The sequence below is a fragment of the Erythrobacter sp. genome, assembly GCF_024305245.1.
GTDB lineage: Bacteria > Pseudomonadota > Alphaproteobacteria > Sphingomonadales > Sphingomonadaceae > Erythrobacter.
In genome coordinates, this window is the sequence record NZ_JAMWYX010000012.1 from 51,147 (window position 1) to 65,004 (window position 13,858).

17 protein-coding genes and 1 pseudogene are annotated in these 13,858 nt (G+C 63.2%); 6 read left to right on the forward strand and 12 right to left on the reverse strand.

Annotated features, from left to right (window positions below; all coding sequences use genetic code 11):
• Nucleotides 1-71: 71 nt before the first annotated feature.
• Entirely contained in the window at nucleotides 72-323 is a 252-nt protein-coding gene (locus Q0L48_RS14660; protein ID WP_296722178.1) for an SWIB/MDM2 domain-containing protein, read from the reverse strand.
• Nucleotides 324-354: 31 nt separating this feature from the next.
• The gene (locus Q0L48_RS14665; protein WP_296722180.1) at nucleotides 355-942 is read right to left on the reverse strand and encodes a YbhB/YbcL family Raf kinase inhibitor-like protein; all 588 of its coding nucleotides are present in this window, start codon (nucleotides 940-942) and stop codon (nucleotides 355-357) included.
• A gap of 239 nt (nucleotides 943-1,181) precedes the next feature.
• On the opposite strand from Q0L48_RS14665, the gene Q0L48_RS14670 reads away from it, so the two are divergent.
• Entirely contained in the window at nucleotides 1,182-2,660 is a 1,479-nt protein-coding gene (locus Q0L48_RS14670) for a S41 family peptidase (RefSeq protein ID WP_296722181.1), read from the forward strand.
• Between the two features lie 27 nt (nucleotides 2,661-2,687).
• On the opposite strand, the gene Q0L48_RS14675 is transcribed toward Q0L48_RS14670, so the two are convergent.
• Together Q0L48_RS14675 and Q0L48_RS14680 are read right to left on the reverse strand one after the other, a co-directional pair.
• The gene (locus Q0L48_RS14675) at nucleotides 2,688-3,119 is read right to left on the reverse strand and encodes a hypothetical protein (RefSeq protein WP_296722183.1); all 432 of its coding nucleotides are present in this window, start codon (nucleotides 3,117-3,119) and stop codon (nucleotides 2,688-2,690) included.
• Nucleotides 3,120-3,256: 137 nt separating this feature from the next.
• Nucleotides 3,257-3,826: a fasciclin domain-containing protein gene (locus Q0L48_RS14680; protein WP_296722185.1), complete on the reverse strand. Its 570-nt coding sequence runs from the start codon at nucleotides 3,824-3,826 to the stop codon at nucleotides 3,257-3,259.
• Between the two features lie 222 nt (nucleotides 3,827-4,048).
• On the opposite strand from Q0L48_RS14680, the gene Q0L48_RS14685 reads away from it, so the two are divergent.
• Nucleotides 4,049-5,293: an FAD-binding domain-containing protein gene (locus Q0L48_RS14685; RefSeq protein WP_296722187.1), complete on the forward strand. Its 1,245-nt coding sequence runs from the start codon at nucleotides 4,049-4,051 to the stop codon at nucleotides 5,291-5,293.
• Nucleotides 5,294-5,309: 16 nt separating this feature from the next.
• Here Q0L48_RS14685 and Q0L48_RS14690 read toward each other — a convergent pair whose 3' ends face one another.
• The 3 genes from Q0L48_RS14690 to Q0L48_RS14700 form a co-directional block, all read right to left on the reverse strand.
• A complete protein-coding gene (locus Q0L48_RS14690; RefSeq protein ID WP_296722188.1) occupies nucleotides 5,310-5,660 on the reverse strand; it encodes an HPF/RaiA family ribosome-associated protein in 351 nt (116 codons plus the stop codon).
• A 92-nt stretch (nucleotides 5,661-5,752) separates the two neighbouring features.
• On the reverse strand, nucleotides 5,753-6,022 hold the full coding sequence (locus Q0L48_RS14695) for a hypothetical protein (RefSeq protein ID WP_296722190.1): 270 nt from the start codon (nucleotides 6,020-6,022) through the stop codon (nucleotides 5,753-5,755).
• An 88-nt stretch (nucleotides 6,023-6,110) separates the two neighbouring features.
• A complete protein-coding gene (locus tag Q0L48_RS14700) occupies nucleotides 6,111-6,323 on the reverse strand; it encodes a cold-shock protein (RefSeq protein ID WP_296722192.1) in 213 nt (70 codons plus the stop codon).
• A 682-nt stretch (nucleotides 6,324-7,005) separates the two neighbouring features.
• On the opposite strand from Q0L48_RS14700, the gene Q0L48_RS14705 reads away from it, so the two are divergent.
• On the forward strand, nucleotides 7,006-7,479 hold the full coding sequence (locus tag Q0L48_RS14705) for a YaiI/YqxD family protein (protein WP_296722194.1): 474 nt from the start codon (nucleotides 7,006-7,008) through the stop codon (nucleotides 7,477-7,479).
• On the opposite strand, the gene Q0L48_RS14710 is transcribed toward Q0L48_RS14705, so the two are convergent.
• Together Q0L48_RS14710 and Q0L48_RS14715 are read right to left on the reverse strand one after the other, a co-directional pair.
• The gene (locus Q0L48_RS14710; protein WP_296722195.1) at nucleotides 7,476-8,090 is read right to left on the reverse strand and encodes an alpha-ketoglutarate-dependent dioxygenase AlkB; all 615 of its coding nucleotides are present in this window, start codon (nucleotides 8,088-8,090) and stop codon (nucleotides 7,476-7,478) included. The two genes, Q0L48_RS14705 and Q0L48_RS14710, sit on opposite strands and share 4 nt — an antisense overlap.
• Nucleotides 8,091-8,092: 2 nt before the next feature.
• The gene (locus Q0L48_RS14715) at nucleotides 8,093-8,596 is read right to left on the reverse strand and encodes a hypothetical protein (protein WP_296722196.1); all 504 of its coding nucleotides are present in this window, start codon (nucleotides 8,594-8,596) and stop codon (nucleotides 8,093-8,095) included.
• A 536-nt stretch (nucleotides 8,597-9,132) separates the two neighbouring features.
• On the opposite strand from Q0L48_RS14715, the gene Q0L48_RS14720 reads away from it, so the two are divergent.
• From Q0L48_RS14720 to Q0L48_RS14730, 3 genes are all read left to right on the forward strand, one after another.
• Nucleotides 9,133-9,267: a hypothetical protein gene (locus Q0L48_RS14720; RefSeq protein WP_296722200.1), complete on the forward strand. Its 135-nt coding sequence runs from the start codon at nucleotides 9,133-9,135 to the stop codon at nucleotides 9,265-9,267.
• A 198-nt stretch (nucleotides 9,268-9,465) separates the two neighbouring features.
• Nucleotides 9,466-10,140, forward strand: coding sequence for a GGDEF domain-containing protein (locus Q0L48_RS14725; protein WP_296722202.1), 675 nt, complete (start codon nucleotides 9,466-9,468; stop codon nucleotides 10,138-10,140).
• Nucleotides 10,141-10,213: 73 nt separating this feature from the next.
• Nucleotides 10,214-10,840, forward strand: a complete 627-nt coding sequence (locus Q0L48_RS14730; protein WP_296722204.1) for a hypothetical protein — start codon at nucleotides 10,214-10,216, stop codon at nucleotides 10,838-10,840.
• A 6-nt stretch (nucleotides 10,841-10,846) separates the two neighbouring features.
• Here the strand turns inward: Q0L48_RS14730 and Q0L48_RS14735 are convergent, their stop codons facing one another.
• The 3 genes and pseudogenes from Q0L48_RS14735 to thiC form a co-directional block, all read right to left on the reverse strand.
• The gene (locus Q0L48_RS14735) at nucleotides 10,847-11,443 is read right to left on the reverse strand and encodes a DUF3833 family protein (protein ID WP_296722206.1); all 597 of its coding nucleotides are present in this window, start codon (nucleotides 11,441-11,443) and stop codon (nucleotides 10,847-10,849) included.
• Nucleotides 11,416-11,958 (reverse strand): annotated as a pseudogene (locus Q0L48_RS14740) (RidA family protein). Before Q0L48_RS14740 ends, Q0L48_RS14735 begins: the two are co-directional and overlap by 28 nt.
• Nucleotides 11,927-13,831: a phosphomethylpyrimidine synthase ThiC gene (gene thiC, locus Q0L48_RS14745; RefSeq protein WP_296722207.1), complete on the reverse strand. Its 1,905-nt coding sequence runs from the start codon at nucleotides 13,829-13,831 to the stop codon at nucleotides 11,927-11,929. Before thiC ends, Q0L48_RS14740 begins: the two are co-directional and overlap by 32 nt.
• Nucleotides 13,832-13,858 lie beyond the last annotated feature (27 nt).

The following is a 13,858-nucleotide window of genomic DNA, read 5'->3' on the forward strand; positions in this document are numbered from 1 at the left end:
AAACGGCGCGCGACCCATGACAGGCCGCGCGCCGCTTGTGTTGAGCCCCGCCATGAAGCGGAGCATCAAGCTCAGGTGAGGTGCTTGGAAACAGCAGCGGTCATCTTGAACATCGAGATCTGGTCCTTGCCGATCACGGCGCCAAGCTTGGCATCGGGATTGATCTGACGCTTGTCCTTGCTGTCCTGCAGGTTGTTCGCCTTGATGTATTCCCAGACCTTCGAGGTGACCTGTGCGCGGGTCATCGGGCCTTTGCCGATCACCGCTTCGAGGTCTCCGGAAAGCTGCACCGGCTTCTGCAGTGCGTTGGTCGTGCCAGCCATGTTCTACTCCCTTGTATTTGTGGCAGGTTAGTCAAATATCGTCATCATCGAAGCCCGCATCTTCCCCCGCACCGCCCGTGAAGGTGGCCGGAAGTACCGCGCAGGCCGTTATGGTCCCTTGCAATGATGCGAGCAGTTCCGCGCGGCTTGCCCCGGGCATCAGCACCAGCGGCAAGTCGGTAGCGAAAATCTGAAACAGGTAGTGGCGCTGTTCGCCTGCGGGCGGATCGGGCAGCAGCCATTCGGAATTGCCGAATGCGTTCTTGCCGGTGCGCGGGGGAACTTCGCCCTCGAGCAGCTTTCCGCGCTGTGCGGGCAGACCCCACACCAGCCAGTGGCACGCAGGTTCGGCCGCATCGCTCGACGCTTCCTCGACCACGATCACCAATTCGTGCGATCCCGGCGGCGGCGCGCTCCATTCCAGCGGCGGGGCGACGGCGTCTTCCTCGGTCGCGGTGAAGCTGGGATCGAGTTCATCGCCCGCGCGAAACGCCGGGCTGGTCAGTGCAAATCCGCTGCGACCCAACGCCTGCGCCGAGCCGAGCGCAGCCACCGCAAGACCGGGATGGCGCGCCGCAGCAGGCACATTCGAGGTGAGCCAGGCCGGGAATTCAGTCATGATTCTGTCGTTTCATTGTCCTCGTGCTAGTCCCATCCAGCGCGAGAAACGAGACTTTCGAGCGCAGTTTTCGCCGGTTTCTGCGGAAAACCCTGCAATAGCAGGCAAAAACAGCACAAGTGTGGTATTTTTGGGCCACTGATGCGGCGCGGCTTGCCCTCGATGCAAAGACATTGCATCCAAGGGAACCACACCAAACAAGCTCCCACCCCCCTCTCCCACCGGAGTCGCATCCCAAAATGACAGTATCTCGCGCTGCGCTCAGCACCATTCTTGCCTGTGCACTGATTGGCTGCGGCGGAGGAGGATCATCGGCCCCGCCGATCTCGGGCGGGGCGTCACCCACCCCGACACCTACGCCGACACCGACGACATCCGCATGTTCGTTACGGGCGCAGCAGGATTTCGCCGACAGCGTCCTCAACGAATGGTACCTGTTCCCCGACCTGCTCGCCAATGCCAATCCGGCGAGCTTCAGCGCGCTGCAGGACTATCTCGACGCGCGCGTCGCGCCCGCCCGTGCGCAGAACCGTGATCGCTTCTTCACCTTCGCCACCTCGATCGCGGAAGAGAACGCGCTGATCAATTCCGGCGCGAGCGCAGGGTTCGGTATTCGCCTGTTCTACGACACCTCGAACAACCGCGTGTTCGTTACCGAAGCTTTCGAAGCGGGTAACGGCTTTGCCGCCGGGCTCGACCGGGGAAGCGAGATCACCGCTATCGGCACCTCAACCGCCAACCTGCAAAGCGTCGCCACGCTGATGGCGAGCGGCGGGCCGCAGGCGGTGGTCAACGCGCTCGGCCCCAGCACCGCTGGGACGGCCCGCATCCTGCGTTTCGTCCAGCCGGACGGTGCGACCATCGAACGCAGCATTACCAAAACCGAGTTCGCATTAGATCCAATATCGAACCGCTATGGCACGCAGGTGCTGGATGATGGAGGCAAGCGGGTCGGCTATCTCAATCTGCGCACGTTCATCATTGCCGACGCGGCAACCCAGTTGCGGCAGGCCTTCGGCCAGTTTGCGGCGCAGGGGGTGACCGAACTGATCATCGATCTGCGTTACAATGGCGGCGGGTTGATCAATGTGGCCGATACGATGGGCGATCTGATGGGGTCGGGCCGGGTCGGGCAGGTCTGGAGCCGGACCGTGCTGCGCCCTTCAAAGGCCGCAGAGAACGAAACCCGCCTGTTCCAGAGCGAGGCGAATGCCATCGCCCCCACCCGCATCGCCTTCATCACCACCAATGCCAGCGCTTCGGCCAGCGAGCTGGTAGTCAACGCGATGATTCCTTACCTCGGCGACAATATGGCGCTGATAGGCGGCAACACCTTCGGCAAACCGGTCGGCCAGTTCGGCTTCGACCTTGAAACTTGCGACCTCAGGGTGCGCGCGGTGACCTTGCAAACGGTCAACGCCAATGACGAGGGCGAGTATTTCAGCGGCCTTGCCGGCGTCGTCCCGAACACCTGCCGCGCGCCGGATGATATCTCCCGTCCGCTGGGCGACCCGCGCGAAGCCTCGATATCGGTCGCGCTCGACTTCCTGGCCGGACGTTCGTGCATGGCCATCGGACAGAGCGGAACGGGCGATACCGCCAGCAGCGGTGCCAATGCGTCGCAGCGCAGCACTTCAATGATCGACCTGCCCGAAACCGAAGCGCTGCGACCAACCCGCCCCAGCCCCGCACAGATCGACATCCCCGGCCTGTTCTGACGCCGCTTTGGGCCGCAGCCTGTCGGTTCAGGGTGCGGCGTCCCCGGTGAAAGGCTGGCCGGTGGTATAGCCGCAGCCCATCAGGGTCTCCTCGCCCACCACAATCGTGGCGACATACGGGAAGGTGCGATTGCTCATCCCGTCGCTGCAATCGCCGGGGGTGAGCGTGGCGGTGAAGGCATCGCCGTTCAACTCGCCGGTAAAGCCCAGCCCGTTATTTCCGGCAAAGCGGTTGACGGCAAACCGCGTGCCGCCCGGATTATCGGGCGTCATCCACACCGCCTCGCCTTGCTTGATGCGGGCAGTCCAGAAGGGCTCGGTTCCCGCGAGTGTGACCACTTCGGTCGGCGCAACAGCGTCGAAGGTCTTGCCATCGGGGTCGATTCCATCATCGGCAGGGGTGCAGGCAGCCGCCAGCAGTGCGGCGGAAAGCGACGCGTAACGAAGGCGGGCGGACATGGCGAAACTCCTGTTGCCGATCGGTCTGGATAGGCCTGTATCGCATGGCAAAGCGCCGCAGCGAAGCCCGACAAAGCAAAGGGCGGACCGCGCCATCGCGCAATCCGCCCCGTGAAGTGCTTGGTTGCCGGTTTGGCTTATTGCGGCATCAGCACGGTATCGATCACGTGAATGACGCCGTTCGATGCCGCCACGTCGGTCGCGGTCACATTGGCGGTGTTGCCAGCCGCATCGGTCAGCACCACGCCGCCATCGGCAACCGTTGCGGTCAGCGTGCCGCCGCCGACGGTGGTGATGGTGTAACCGGCATCGCCTGCTTCGGCGATCGCGGCGGTCAGCGTGGCCGCGTCAACCGAACCATCGACCACGTGGTAGGTCAGGATCGAAGCAAGCGTTTCGGTATCCTCGGTGGTCAGCTGTTCCACGGTGCCTTCGGGCAGCTTGCCAAAGGCATCATTGGTCGGCGCGAACACCGTGTACGGGCCAGCGCCCGAGAGGGTTTCGCCAAGATCGGCGGCGGTTACCGCGGCGACCAGCGTCGAAAAGGTTTCATCGCCCTGCGCGACTTCGACGATGTTGCCGGTTGCGGTCGCGTCTTCGGTCATCGCAGTGGTGTCAGCCGCGGTATCATCAGCAGGGGTTTCGCTGGCGCAGGCAGTCAGAGCAAGTGCGACGGCCGAAACGAGAGTGAATTGCATGATCTTCATGAAAATGGTCCTTGATTGCGCCCGAAGGCCTTGGTTCGTCCCGATGACACAGCGCACCGGGGACGACCGGGCTTGGCACCGAAATGGCGCTGCCCGTTCATTCCCTCAATGATTGGATGCGGCGGAGGTTCCGAACCTTTCGCAACGTGAAGCTCCGGCCCGGAACTTTGCCCCGGAACTTTGCCCCCGGAACTTTGCCAATGCGGCAGGGTTGCTTGCCCCATGAACTGGAGCCCCACCCGCGAGCATGCGCTTGCACGCCTTGCCGAATTCCTGCCCGCTGCGGGCACCACCTATGCCCAACGGCGCAATGCGGACGATGGCCCGTCAGCCAGCGGGCGCAGCAATGTCTCGCAGCTATCGCCGTGGCTACACGCCGGCGTCCTGGGCGAGGCCGAAGTGCTGGAGGCAGTGCTGGCGCAGCATGGCCCGCGGGCGGCCGAGAAGTTCATCGCCGAGGTGTTCTGGCGCATCTACTTCAAGGGCTACCTCGAACAACGTCCGGGCGTCTGGGACAGCTACCGCGAAGGCCGCGATGCAGCGCTGTCGGCGATGGAAGCCAATGCCGGCCTGCGCAAGGCCTATGCCGAAGCCACCGAAGGGCGCACCGGCATCGCGGCTTTCGATGTCTGGGCGCGCGAGCTGGCCGAGACCGGTTACCTCCACAACCACGCGCGGATGTGGTTCGCGAGCATCTGGATCTTCACCCTGCGGCTCGACTGGCAGCTGGGCGCGGACTTCTTCCTGCGGCACCTGCTGGACGGCGATGCTGCATCGAACACCTTGTCGTGGCGCTGGGTTGCGGGGCTTCATACCCGCGGCAAGCACTACCTCGCGCAGGCAGACAACATCGCCCGCTACACTGCCGGGCGTGCGGGAGGCCCGCTGACTGCCGACGGGTTGGCGCAGGACGCCGAGCCGTTGACCGAGCCGCATGACCACCCTCGCGGCCTGCCCGATCTGCCGCCGCCGGTGACGCCCGCAGAGCTTGGCGCGCCATACGCGCTGCTGCTGCATGACGAGGCGGCGCATCATGCACCGCTCGCCGCACCGCTCGTTCAGGCCGCTGCACCTGCACTGGTGATCGGCGCAAGCCGCCCGCAGGCACGCTCGCCCGGAGCGGTGGGCTTGCCCGCCCGGCGCTTTACCGAAGCGGCAATGACCGGCGGAATGGCGGAGGCAGCGGCGGCGTTCGGTTGTCCCGCCGCCGTGTGGCAGCCGGGCGAACCGATCGAGCCGCTGCTGGCGCAGGCCGGGATCGCGCTTCTGGCGGTGCCTTACCTGCCCGCCGGCTGGACCCGCGACGCGCTCGCGCCCGGTCTAGCCGCGCTGGCAGAGCAGGGCCGCGTCGTCTTTCTGCTCGGCGACCTCGACCGCGCTACCTGGCCGTTAGCCAAGGCGGGTTTCTTCGGGGTCGCCAAGCAGATCGACGCGCTGCTGGGGGAATGCGGGATCGGGGGCGGTTAGGCCCCCCGAAACCCGGTTAGATCGTCTTGTCGGGTGAAGGGTCGTGGCGGTGCCGCTCGGCCTTGCCGAACACGCGCTCCAGCCGTTCGGCCATGGTATTGGCGGCGATCCGCGCCGCGCCATCGACATCGGGCGCCTTGCCGGTCACGCCGATCGGGCGACCGCCACGCGGGCGCGCTTCGATGGTGCAATGCTTGTCGTCGGCGCCGTGCTTGCGCCCGTTGACATCGGTGACATGCACTTCAAGCCGGGTGAGCCGATCCTCGAACCGCGCCAGCTTTTGCCGGACCTGCTGTTCGATCCGCTCAGCGACGTTTTCCGTTCCCATTACCGAACTATCGGTGTTGAACTGGAATTGCATTGTCATGCGCTATCCTCCTGTCCTTGTTTTGGTTTTGTATCGACACAACCAATATGGGACGCGAGGTAGCCGGTTTCCAGAGGAAACCGCGTCGGATGTCAGATGCTTTCGCTTTCGGTCTCGGATTCGTCTTCGGCCTCAAGCTCGGCCTCGGCTTCAGCCGCTTCGGCTTCGGCAGCGCGCTTTTCTGCGCGCACATTATCCGCCTTGGCCCGCTGCACGGCAGTCTTGCGTGCCTGTTCGGCCAGCCCGCGCCAGGTCTTTTCCGAACGCAGCTCACGCTCGCGCACGTTGTCCAGCGTCGCGGCATCGGCGAGAGCGGCTGCCTCGTCTGCGCGTTCGCAGTAGAATTCGTAGGTCTGGGCCATGGGGTGGGTATCCTGCCGGGTTGGAGGGAGAGGCGGGAAAGCGGTGGAGCGGGAGAGCGCCAATGCACCCTCCCGCTCCGGTATTCGGTCAGTCAGCTGCCGAAAGGTTCACAGCGCTTTCCTTGCCATTACGGCCGCGCTCGAGTTCGAAGTTCAGACGCTGGTCCTTTTCGAGGCTGTGCATGCCGGCTGCCTGAACGGCAGTGATATGCACGAAGCTGTCGGACGAGCCATCGTCGGGCTGGATGAAACCATAGCCCTTGTCGGCGTTGAAGAACTTTACGGTTCCGGTCTTGCTCATGCGATGTTCCTTTCAAGAACATTTCGTGACCCGCCACACCATGCAGCGGGGAAGTGCGTCAGTTCGTCCGATGAAAGGAAGTCGTCGTCTGGTTAACGCCGGGGGCCATACGGCCAAGCGGCGGAGCGCAAATTTCGAAGTCCGTCGCAAATTTCGACGTCAGCGAGGGAGCATTTAGCATGGATTGTGTGAAACGCCTAATTTGAGTGGTGAGCACGAAGGTGTCGCCTGTACTCCGCGCGTTTTTTGCTTTGCGTCCGGCCCTCCGGCCGGACGTCCTCGGTGCTGTTTCCTCCGCTTCGCTCCGGAGCACCTGCGGGCGGGCGGTCGCCCTTGCGGTGCCTTTGGCACCGTTTGGCTTGCGTGGTTTGCGAGGTTGGTTGCGGGTCGGGTTGTGCGGGGCGCGACCGTCTGTTCGCCTCCGTGTAGGAGACACATGAGACACTGTCCAGGAACCGAAAACCTGCGCCCGCTATGCGCCTGCGCGATGGGCGTGGGCGCGTGCGATTCGGTGCGGGGTGCGGACTTGGGGTGCATCGGCGCAGGATGGCGCGGATCGGGGGGTGTAGGAAAGAGTCTCGCGCCATTTACCGCGCCCGCCGCGCTGGGTGATCGTGATTGGTCGCGTTTTCCGAGTCGCCGGGTGTTTCCACCCGGCCCCAAAACGCTCTAGGCTGGCACGATGTCACCCGCCCCCATCACCATCCTGATCGACGCCGATGCCTGCCCGGTGAAGGACGAGATCTACCGCGTTGCCGAACGCTTCCGCGCCGAGGTGCGCGTGGTCAGCAACGCGGCCTTCCGCATCCCCGTGTCCCCGCGCATCAAGCGGGTGGTGGTATCGGACAGCTTCGACGCAGCGGATGACTGGATCGCCGAGGCCGCCGAGGCGCTGCCCGCACACACCTGCGTGGTCATCACCGGCGACATCCTGCTGGCCGAACGGTGCCTGAAGGCCGGCGCGCGGGTGCTGAAACACAACGGCGAAGAATTCAGCCCCGCCAGCATCGGCGGCGCCATCGCCACCCGCGCGATCATGGCCGACCTGCGCGCAGGCATGGACGGGGTCGGCGGCGGCCCTGCGCCGTTCAGCAAGGCGGACCGCTCGCGGTTCTTGCAGGCGCTCGACCGGGTGCTGGTGGGGTTGGGGCGTTAGGAGAACAGTGTACGGAACGTGAGGTTCACGCGCGGGCCGCATGGCTTTGTCTGCTTGTTAATGCCATGCTTCCAGAAATGCTGAGTGGCTCCCTTCATCAGCAAAACGGTGCCAGATTCCAGCGGAATTTTGACCGGTGGCAATTCCTTGTTGAACTTGTGCTTGAGAATGAACGTCCGCGTAGCACCGAAGGTGAGGGAGGCAATAACGGGATTTTTTCCAAGCTCCTTCTCGTCGTCGCTATGGAAGCCCATGCTATCGTTATGGTCGCGATAGAGATTCAAAAACACAGCATTGAAGGTGGCGTCCGTGCAATCTTCGATGCGCCGCTTTATTTCGCGAAGCAGGTCAGTCCAAGGGAGCGGATGCATTGTGAGGCATGAGTAGTCGTACCTCTTGCCCTCGTCCGCGTAGAGCGCAACGAGACGTGGTTGCTGATAGACCTTGCCATAAATCTTCACATCTTCCTGCCGCCAGATAGTTTGCTTGCATAGTTTCCCGAGCATCTGATCATAGGGCAGAGGCATCTCAATCTCATGCAAAATTGAGACATCAGCATCGGGCACATCAAGCGCCTCAAACTGACGATCAAGAGAGAAAAGATCTTTCATCTTCAGGTAATAACTGCCTTTTCAAAGTTTTTGGCATTCTTTTTTGGCCGATGATCCAGCTCGGCTTCAAGATCAAGAATGCACCCTTTCGAGTCAGGGCAAGACATACCAACTTCCGAATGCGAGAGCACCTCGGATGCGTCCGGGGGTATCATCCCTTCGATATACTGCCATCCTTGGCCGGCATTGTCAGCAAAATCGAGCACAAGGAATATCTTTCCAGCTCCCATGGAGCGGAACATATGCACCCAAAAACCTTTGGAGGCCTGGACTATGCCAGCCTTCCGAATCTCAGAGGCAAAAAAGTTTGCCATCACCAAGTGAAAACCGGAAAAATCGATGCTTTTGTAAGATGCTCTATCGGTCGCGTCGAACTGCACAAATTTCAAGGTCACATTCAGCCCTAAAGAGACACAAGCCAGCACTCGCTCGCAAGCGTCCTTCCAACTTGGCTCCTTATCGAAAATTGTGATCTCGACGGGGTTTTTAACGTTCTCTGCCTCCATCTCTCGCAGATAGCGACACAGTTCAACAATTTCGGTACCCGGCCCACCGCCAATACACGCTATTCGAGTTGGATTTCGAGAAAATATTGATGGCTTTATTTTTGGTCTTAACTTTTTAGCGAAGAATAAATATAGTATCCATGTGCAACAGTGTACTTATATAAATAGCAAAATTTTCGAATGTCCGATATGTAGTCTGGATTATCAGTAGCTGAAAAATATTTACCCTGCATGTCGGCAAAATTTGCCGTTGCAACATTGACGAAATTAGCACCAAGTGAATTTCGTGCCATTTGTTCGTAATGACGAATTACGGGTTCGATCCTGTTGAAATCACTCATGACACCTCCGATGAGAATGCGGACAGCAATCTCGCTTTTACCCTAATGTCAACAGCTTATCTGTGATGCGGCATCTGGGACGGCTCACAATTCCCCGTCCCTCCTGCGCTCGGACAGAGCCCAACCCCCACATTGACACCACCCCCCATCAGGCCCACGCCTCGCTCCGGGCATCTCGCCCGTTAGGAACCTCCGATGGCCAAGGGCCAACAGAAGAAGAGCAAGGAAGCGCGCAAGCCCAAGAAGGACACCGGGCCCAAGCTCAACGCCAGCCAGCCCAGCCTCAAGGCAGGCGGGATCAAGGGGCTGGAGAACATGAAGAACTCCTGACGCGGCTTCGCCCGCGTTCGTCGCGGGGCGCGCGTTAAGGGAATGGCGAGAGGTTCGCGCTATCGCCGCTGCGCGATGCCGCATCCGCCCGCCCCTCCCGCCCTCCCGGCGCACAAGCCCTCAGCGCACAGGCCCCCGGCGCCCCGGCCCCGTACATCGCGGGGCGTCCGCGGGCGCCTGATCCGCAACGGCGTGTTCGTGGTCGGCGGCTCGATCCTCGCCTCGACCGGGTTCACCCATCTTGCCTTCACTTTGTCGGGCGACGCGAAATACGGCCTGACCATGGTGTTCGCCGTGCTGATCCCGCTGGTGGTGGCGAGCATCGCCTATGGCTGGATCGCCATCCTGACGCTGGGGCTGGAACAATCGCGCACCAGGCTCAGGCACCTCGCCCATTCCGACGCGCTGACCGGGCTTGCCAACCGCCGTGCGGCGCTGATGGAGCTGGAGCGGTGGGCGGCAGAGGCGGAGGGCGCTCCGGTGGCGCTGGCGATCGCCGATATCGACCGTTTCAAGAGCATCAACGACCGGCTCGGCCATGAGGGCGGTGATGCCAGCCTCGTCCACTTTGCCGCGATGCTGCGGCGGCTCGCGCCCGAAGGCTGGCTGGTCGCCCGGTTCGGCGGCGAGGAATTCCTGATCGCGGCGCGCGGGGCGTTGTTGCTGGGCTTTGCGGGCGTGATCGAGCAGATGCGCCAGACAATCGCGGAAACCCCGCTGATCGTGCCGGCCGGCCCCTATTGCATGACCGCCAGCTTCGGCGTCGCGGCACGGGTCGATGGCGAGCCGGTGGGCAGCCTCATCGCGCGGGCCGACACGGCGCTCTATGCCGCCAAGCAAGCGGGCCGCAACCGGACCGAGCGGGCGGCCTGAGCGCGGGCCTGTGCGGGGGCCTGAGCGGGTGGGCCGCGTTGCCTTTTGCACCGGACTGCGCCACCGCTTGCGAATGAACCACCGATCCTTCGCTCGCCGCGCGGTCCTGCGCACCCTCATGATTGCCGCTCCGGTGCTGGCGCTGTCCGGCTGCGTCACCCCGCAAGCTGCGGACAGCGATCCGCAGGCCGGCTTCATGGCGGCTCTGGCAAGCCACTGCGGCAAGGCCTATGCTGGCCGCCTCGTCTCCTCCGATGCCGCCGATGCCGACATGGTGGGCGCGGACATGGTGGTGCATTTCCGCGAATGTTCGGCGGACCGCATGGCAATCCCGTTCCATGTGCGCAGCGCGGACGGTAGCTGGGACCGCTCGCGCACATGGCTGATCACCCGCACAGATGCGGGGCTGCGGCTGAAACACGACCACCGCCATGAGGACGGCACGGCCGATGCGGTGACGATGTATGGCGGGGACACCGCGGATGCCGGCAGCGCAGGCGCGCAAGCCTTCCCGGTCGACGCTGAGAGCATCGCGATGTTCCGCGCCAATGGCCTGACGGCGTCGGTCACCAATGTGTGGCGGGTCGAGGTGGACGCAGGCACCTATGCATACGAGCTGCGGCGCGAGGGTCGGCTGTTCCGGGTGGAGTTCGATCTGACTGCGCCGGTCACTCCGCCGCCCGCGCCGTGGGGCTGGTGAACCGGATTATTCCCGCACGATATTTTCGACCAGCACCGCCGCCGTCACGCCGAGCTGCTTCACCGTCATCAGATTATCCGCCCGCGTGCCGTCAGCCGACAGGGTGAGTTCCTGCCGCACCGGAAGGCTGCCTTTCATGGTGTATTCGAGCACCAGCAGGTTGCCTGTCGCTCGCCCGCGCACCGGGCTGATCGCGTCGGACAGCGTCCCGGCATAGCGGCCGGGCGCAATTTCCTCAATCCGCCACTGGCGGGTGCGTGCGGGCTTGCCGCCTTCGTGAATGGTCTGGTCGATCACCAGCACACGGCGCGGCGGCGCATCCCAGCTGGCTTCGCGCAGGCGCTCCACCACGATCCGCCCGCGGCTTTCGACCCGGAAAGGGACGGGATCGGAGAGCGTTTTCTTCATCGTCCCCTCCCCGTGACTGCTTCCGGCGAAGAAGGCGAAAGGATCGAACACCGGCGCTTCCGCGCGGGGCGCAGGGGTGTAGCCTTCGGGCACGGACACACAGGCGGCGAGCCCCGACATTGCAAGCGCAAGCGGGACAAGCGCAGTGGTGCGGTGCCAGCGCCGGTTCATTTCGGCGGCTTGTGGGCCAGGCACTCCATCTCCACTCGTGCACCAAGGGCAAGGCCGTTCACCCCCATCGCCGAGCGCGCGGGATAGCGGCCCGCTTCGAAATAGCCGGCATAAATTGTGTTGAACGCGGGTCAGTCGGCCATATCGGCCAGCATGATGGTGCATTTGAATACATCGGAAAACCCGAGCCCATGGCGTGCGAGACGGGCTTCGAGCAGTTGGAAGATACGGCGGGTCTCGGGTTCGATCCCGCCCGGCACCACCGAACGCCCGCCGTCCGCGGCACCAATATCGCCCGACAGGTAGAGCACATCGCCCACCTGCACCGCATCGGAGAAGGGATAGGGCAGACTTGAAGGATAGAAGGCGATGCCGGTGGCGGCATCAGCCCCGTTCGGCTGCGTTTCATCTTCGGCGCTGGCCGGAACCGGCATGATCGCCAATCCCGCCAATGCCAGTCCGGCAAGAATGCGTGTTCTCATATCATCTGCCCTGTTGCCCATCGGCTCAATCGTGTTCACGATCCCCCGCGCCGACATAGAGCTGGTTGCCGGTCTCGCGGTACTTCGCGCTCATCTCGGCCATGCCTTTGATCGCAGCCTGACGGCTCGCCTCGGCGGTGTCGGCGCCCAGCTTTTCGGACGCGAGGAAGCTTTCGGGGCTGCTGTTCTGCTTGGCGGCGAAATCGCGCACCTCCTGGCTGATCTGCATCGAGCAGAACTTCGGCCCGCACATCGAACAGAAATGCGCCGACTTCGCGCCTTCGGCTGGGAGCGTCTGGTCGTGGTATTGCTCGGCGGTTTCGGGGTCGAGGCTGAGGTTGAACTGGTCGCGCCAGCGGAATTCGAACCGGGCCTTGCTCAATGCATCGTCGCGCACCTGCGAGGCCGGGTGGCCCTTCGCCAAATCCGCCGCGTGTGCGGCGAGCTTGTAGGTGATCACGCCGACCTTCACATCGTCGCGGTCGGGCAGGCCCAGATGCTCCTTGGGCGTGACGTAGCAGAGCATGGCGGTGCCATACCACCCGATCTGTGCAGCCCCGATGCCGCTGGTGATGTGGTCGTACCCCGGCGCGATATCGGTGACGAGCGGGCCCAAGGTGTAGAACGGGGCTTCGCCGCAGACCTGCAACTGCTTTTCCATGTTCTCCTTGATCTTGTGCATCGGCACGTGGCCCGGCCCTTCGATCATCACCTGCACATCCTGCGCCCAGGCGCGGTGGGTGAGTTCGCCCAAGGTGTAGAGTTCGGAGAATTGCGCTTCGTCATTCGCATCCGCGATGCTGCCGGGGCGAAGGCCATCGCCGAGGCTGTAGGCGATGTCATACGCCTTCATGATCTCGGTGATCTCGTCGAAGTGTTCGTAGAGGAAGCTTTCCTTGTGGTGGGCAAGGCACCACTTGGCCATGATCGAGCCGCCGCGTGACACGATCCCGGTGACCCGCTTGGCCGCCATCGGGACATAGGCGAGGCGCACGCCGGCGTGGATGGTGAAGTAATCGACGCCTTGCTCCGCCTGCTCGATCAGCGTGTCGCGGAAGATTTCCCACGTGAGTTCCTCGGCCACGCCGCCGACCTTTTCGAGCGCCTGATAGATCGGCACGGTGCCGACCGGCACGGCGGAGTTGCGGATGATCCATTCGCGGGTGTCGTGAATGTTGCGCCCGGTGGAGAGGTCCATGATCGTGTCCGCGCCCCAGCGGGTCGCCCACACCATCTTGTCCACTTCGTTGGCGACATTCGATGCCACGGCAGAGTTGCCGATATTGGCGTTGATCTTGACGAGGAAATTGCGACCGATCGCCATCGGTTCGCTTTCGGGGTGGTTGATGTTGTTGGGGATGATCGCGCGGCCGCGTGCAATTTCATCGCGCACGAATTCCGGCGTGATGATCGTGGGGATTTGCGCGCCCCAGCTTTGCCCGTCGCGCACCATGTCAGCAGCGATTTCGCGGCCCAGATTCTCGCGTTCCGCCACATATTCCATCTCGGGGGTGATGATGCCTTGGCGGGCATAGTGCATCTGGCTGACGTTCATGCCCGCTTTGGCGCGCAAGGGGCGCTTGATAGTGTTCGGGAACTGCGGAACGCCGCCCGAACGGTCGGGGCCGAGTTGGCCGTTATCCTCCGGCTTGATCTCGCGCCCATCATATTCCTCGACATCGCCGCGCGCCATGATCCAGTCGCGGCGCAGCGGGGCGAGCCCGGCATTGATGTCGATCAGCGCACCGGGATCGGTATAGGGGCCGGAGGTGTCGTAGACCCGCACGCTCGGCTCGCCGCCCTCAAGATCAATCTCGCGCATGGCGACGCGGATGCCGGAGCCGGTGCGCGCGCCGACATGGATTTTGCGGCTGCCACGGATCGGTCCGGTGGTGACGCCAATTTCGACGGGTGAGTTGATGTCGGCCATGTCTGCTCTCTCTCCAAGGCGGAGGGC

Coding starts and splice junctions, on each gene's coding strand:
- Q0L48_RS14660 (WP_296722178.1), bottom strand. CDS start 323: ATGGCTGGCACGACCAACGCACTGCAGAAGCCGGTGCAGCTTTCCGGA.
- Q0L48_RS14665 (WP_296722180.1), bottom strand. CDS start 942: ATGACTGAATTCCCGGCCTGGCTCACCTCGAATGTGCCTGCTGCGGCG.
- Q0L48_RS14670 (WP_296722181.1), top strand. CDS start 1,182: ATGACAGTATCTCGCGCTGCGCTCAGCACCATTCTTGCCTGTGCACTG.
- Q0L48_RS14675 (WP_296722183.1), bottom strand. CDS start 3,119: ATGTCCGCCCGCCTTCGTTACGCGTCGCTTTCCGCCGCACTGCTGGCG.
- Q0L48_RS14680 (WP_296722185.1), bottom strand. CDS start 3,826: ATGAAGATCATGCAATTCACTCTCGTTTCGGCCGTCGCACTTGCTCTG.
- Q0L48_RS14685 (WP_296722187.1), top strand. CDS start 4,049: ATGAACTGGAGCCCCACCCGCGAGCATGCGCTTGCACGCCTTGCCGAA.
- Q0L48_RS14690 (WP_296722188.1), bottom strand. CDS start 5,660: ATGACAATGCAATTCCAGTTCAACACCGATAGTTCGGTAATGGGAACG.
- Q0L48_RS14695 (WP_296722190.1), bottom strand. CDS start 6,022: ATGGCCCAGACCTACGAATTCTACTGCGAACGCGCAGACGAGGCAGCC.
- Q0L48_RS14700 (WP_296722192.1), bottom strand. CDS start 6,323: ATGAGCAAGACCGGAACCGTAAAGTTCTTCAACGCCGACAAGGGCTAT.
- Q0L48_RS14705 (WP_296722194.1), top strand. CDS start 7,006: ATGTCACCCGCCCCCATCACCATCCTGATCGACGCCGATGCCTGCCCG.
- Q0L48_RS14710 (WP_296722195.1), bottom strand. CDS start 8,090: ATGAAAGATCTTTTCTCTCTTGATCGTCAGTTTGAGGCGCTTGATGTG.
- Q0L48_RS14715 (WP_296722196.1), bottom strand. CDS start 8,596: ATGGAGGCAGAGAACGTTAAAAACCCCGTCGAGATCACAATTTTCGAT.
- Q0L48_RS14720 (WP_296722200.1), top strand. CDS start 9,133: ATGGCCAAGGGCCAACAGAAGAAGAGCAAGGAAGCGCGCAAGCCCAAG.
- Q0L48_RS14730 (WP_296722204.1), top strand. CDS start 10,214: ATGAACCACCGATCCTTCGCTCGCCGCGCGGTCCTGCGCACCCTCATG.
- thiC (WP_296722207.1), bottom strand. CDS start 13,831: ATGGCCGACATCAACTCACCCGTCGAAATTGGCGTCACCACCGGACCG.